General features: G+C 61.8%; 3 protein-coding genes. 1 reads left to right on the top strand and 2 read right to left on the bottom strand.

What is annotated here, in order from left to right; all coding sequences use genetic code 11:
- The coding region (locus CP49_RS33730; protein WP_197423320.1) for an efflux RND transporter permease subunit at positions 1-497 on the bottom strand (497 nt) is incomplete at its 3' end.
- Between the two features lie 9 nt (positions 498-506).
- A complete protein-coding gene (locus CP49_RS33725) occupies positions 507-1,712 on the bottom strand; it encodes an efflux RND transporter periplasmic adaptor subunit (protein ID WP_197423319.1) in 1,206 nt (401 codons plus the stop codon).
- A 570-nt stretch (positions 1,713-2,282) separates the two neighbouring features.
- On the opposite strand from CP49_RS33725, the gene CP49_RS33720 reads away from it, so the two are divergent.
- Positions 2,283-2,576 carry a hypothetical protein gene (locus CP49_RS33720; RefSeq protein ID WP_057854444.1) on the top strand — a complete coding sequence of 98 codons (294 nt, stop codon included), beginning with the start codon at positions 2,283-2,285 and terminating at the stop codon, positions 2,574-2,576.
- Positions 2,577-3,787 lie beyond the last annotated feature (1,211 nt).

Genomic DNA, 3,787 nt, shown 5'->3' with positions numbered 1-3,787 from the left:
ATTTCGCCGAGCACGTTGCGGATCATGAAATCGCCGAGGCCGATTTCGTCGAGCGAACCGTCGGTCGAGTTCAGCGTGATGATCTGCAGCACCGCCGAGGAAGCTTCCTCGACCAGGATGCCCTGCTGGATCACCGCGCGCGGCAGCCGCGCCTCGACGCGCTTGAGGCGGTTCTGCACCTCGACCGATGCCGCGCCGGTCTCGGTGCCGGGCACGAAGTTGGCGATGATTTCGACCTGCCCCAGCGAGTCGCTGGTGGATTCGAAATTGAGGATGCCGGAGGCGCCGTTGAGCTCCTCCTCGATCAGTCGCGTAACGCTGTTGTAGAGGTTCTCGGGCGATGCGCCGGGATAGCTGGTCGAGATCGAGATCGAGGGCGGCGCGATGATCGGATATTGCGCGACCGCCAACAGCGGAATCGAAATCGCGCCGATCAGGCAGATGAAAAGCGCAACTACCCAGGCGAAGATCGGCCTGTCGATGAAGAAACTAGGCATCTCCCGATCTCAGCGGGATGCTTGGGTCGCCGGCGGTCCCGGTATTGTACCAACCGAGGCATCCGCGTCGATCCACGCCTTCGCCTTGACCTTGTCGCCGGGCACGAATTTCTGGAATCCGTCGACGATGACGCGGTCGCCTTCCTTCAGGCCCTCGCTGACCAGCCACAAGCCGTCCTGCACCGCGCCGGTACGGACCGGCTGCGTTGCGACGCGGCCGTCTTCCTTGACCACGAAGACCTCGCTGGCGCCGCCGGCATCGCGCTGGATCGCCTGCTGCGGCACGGCCATAGCATCGGAATCGATGCCCTGTTCGATCAGAACGCGGACATACATGCCGGGAAGTAGTTCGCGATTCGGATTCGGAAACTGTCCGCGCAGCGTGACCTGCCCGGTATAGGCGTCGACCTTGGCATCAGAGAACAGAAGCTTGCCGGGAATCGAATAGGCCGGACCATCGTCGAGCACGAGGCGGACCTTGGCCACGTCGGGCGCGATCCGGTCGAGGTCGCCGCTTTCGAGCGCACGGCGCAGCTTGTTCATCTCCGCGATCGATTGGGTGAAGTCGGCGTAGATCGGGTCGAGCTGCTGGATCGTGGCAAGGCTGGTGGTCTCGTTCTGCACCACCAGCGCGCCTTCGCTCACCAGTGCGGCGCCGACGACGCCGCTGATTGGCGCACGGATCGTCGCATAATCGAGATTGAGCTTCGCGCGGGCGACATCGGCCTTGCGGCTGTCAACTTCAGCCTCAGCTTGGCGTTGGGCCGCGATGGCCTTTTCGTTCTCGGCCTCCGGCGCCGCGCGCTGGCTGGTCAGCGTCGCGATGCGCCGCGCGTGCTGTGCGGCAAGATCGAGCGCAGCCTCTGCCTTGTCCAGCGCGGCTTCGCTCGCCTGCAGTTCCACTTCGAACGGCTTGGGGTCGATCCGGTACAGCGGATCGCTGGCCTTGACCTCGGTGCCCTGCTGGAACAGGCGCTCGACGACGATCCCCGAGACGCGCGCACGAACGTCTGAGACGCGCGTCGGCGAGATCCGGCCAGGCAGTTCACGGGTGATTGCGCGGGCTTGAGGCCGTATGGTGAAGGTGCCTACTTCGGGCTCGGGCGGTTTTGCCGCCGCCGTCGCGACCACCGGTTCATTGCAGCCCGCCAAAAGCGGCGCCATCGCAGCCAACATCAAAACGATGCAGGCCGATTGCGTTCGTAGTGCGGACATTGAAAGCTTTGCCCCAGTTCAAGTTGAAGCGCGAATTGAGCATTCGCGACGTTGTCGTAGGAGGTCTTGGTACTCACGGTTGATGTGAAACAGGATAGGGAGTGACTGCTGCGATGCAATATGCTGTCGCGGCGGCTCAATGTCACACGACGCTACCGCTCTGAATTAGCGGTGATTTTCCGGGACTCACTCCATTGTGAGGCGCATCGTTCCAACAGCGGAAATTTAGAATCATGACAGGTCGCCGAAAACTCGGCATTTGGCCGCGTGAGAATGCAGCACCGCAAGATTCTGAGGCTGGATCACGAATCCTTGTTTGAGGCTCTGCCCGGCCCATCCGGGTAACCCTCGTCGCAAGATCGAGGGTGAGTCGCCTCATTTGTGGAAGGGACATACAGTCTAGCTGCCATTGACTGACCTCGGGTGCGAGGCCCCATTTCAATGAGGCGGTTTGATTCGATATCATGGTCGTCCCGACAAAGAGGCTGAGCATGAGACGGCGCGAGGGTTGAGTCCCGGATCGCCGCGTCATCGAGATCGATTGTCTCGCCCAACCGAAGGGAGAACTCCATGAAGGCCATCGCACTGGGTGCATTCGGTGCCACGCTGCTCGCGTCCGCCGCTTCCGCCGCGCCCCTCAACGCGACGACGACCGGCTCCGCCGAAGTCTCCAACGTCGACCAGGTCGGTCTGGTCTGCAACGAGTATGATGGACGCTGCTGGCGGACCCGAGGACCGCGCTATGTCCTGCGCTATTACTACGACCCCAGCTACATCCCCGGCCGCGGCTACAATTACTACGCTGGCCCCGGCTATTACGATCGCGGCTACGGCGGACCAAGGTTCACTATTCGCGGCTGGTAGCCCGCTGGGACTCCCGGTGCCGCGTCGCTGCTCGCCCCCGCTTGCGGAAGATCACCTGGGCGCTGTTCTGATTAGCTCGGTCGCAAGGTGATCGCTTTGGTGGAACCGCAACAACCGCCCCGAGCACGGCTAGGCCGGAGATTGTCCAGCCCGTGACGTAGACCGCACCACCCGTTTCAGGTCTATCGACCATCCTGTCGTGCCAGTGGGTCATGACAGCCTCCTAGAGAATGCCTCTGTAGGTAGTCGCCGCCAGCGGCTCAAGGTTCAAACCCTTGGCAACCCCGAGACGCCTTCCCGCAGGCGGCGGCCCTCGTCGCTCGCCACCAGGCTCTTGCCCTGCGTCCGTTCGGTCGACGCGGCGCGCGGGCGATGATCTCCGGCGCGAATGACGGTGCCAGTGCGGCCGCACTTGACGCAGCGGACGAAGCGCAAGGCCATGGTCCGGGCCCACAGGGATTAATTGCAACAGCCAGACTTGGATGGATCGTTGTAGCTCGGTGCGTCGTCGTAGTGGACCGGCCGAGGCGCAGCGTAGGTCCAGCCCGGAATGGCGTACTCGTGCCCTTGATGGACGATGACATGTCGAGAGTGCCGCGCCGTTGCCGCACCGGCAGACGCACAGAGGGTGATCAACAGGCCTAAGGCCAAAACGGAACGCATCGCATTTGCTCCAATGAACCTGCCGCTGGGGAGGATGTAAATTGCCCGCCGTCGATATGTGCGGTTCGCAATCTGCAGACACCATTAAAACGAATTTTAGAAGCCAAGCGTCCTCAGTTGGTAGACTTGAGCGGCCTGGCCTCGCCAACCTTCTGGACGCTGTTACCGACGTTGAATTCTTAACGTGATACGTCGCCTGATGTGCTCGATGCTCATGAGCTTACGAACCGCCTGATCAGTGGCAGCGGCTCCACTCCGCGACCTTCTTTTGCGAGCGTCTTACGCGCCCGATGATGATCGCTCGAACGTCCGCACCGAAGTCCTTTCTAAAATACTATTTAATGGTAGAGCGGACGCCGCCTTTCCATGTGGTTCGGTAAGCTATCTGTCGAGGACAACTATGATGAATTTCGCACTGATTGGTGCTGCCGCCATCGCCGCACGGCAGCTTTGGCAGTTCCTGGTCTGGCGCAGGCCGCTACCGAACATCCCGGGCTATCGCCCGCGTTTCTACCCGAAATCAATCGCCAAAAACCTGTCGGCGGGCA

Source organism: Bradyrhizobium valentinum, from assembly GCF_001440405.1.
In the GTDB taxonomy this organism is placed as follows: domain Bacteria; phylum Pseudomonadota; class Alphaproteobacteria; order Rhizobiales; family Xanthobacteraceae; genus Bradyrhizobium; species Bradyrhizobium valentinum.
The sequence above is the reverse complement of the archived record's forward strand: the minus strand, read 5'-3'. Positions and strand labels throughout refer to the sequence as shown.

Excerpts from the sequence above, each read along its gene's own strand:
- CP49_RS33725 (WP_197423319.1), bottom strand. The coding sequence starts at position 1,712 with ATGTCCGCACTACGAACGCAATCGGCCTGCATCGTTTTGATGTTGGCT.
- CP49_RS33720 (WP_057854444.1), top strand. The coding sequence starts at position 2,283 with ATGAAGGCCATCGCACTGGGTGCATTCGGTGCCACGCTGCTCGCGTCC.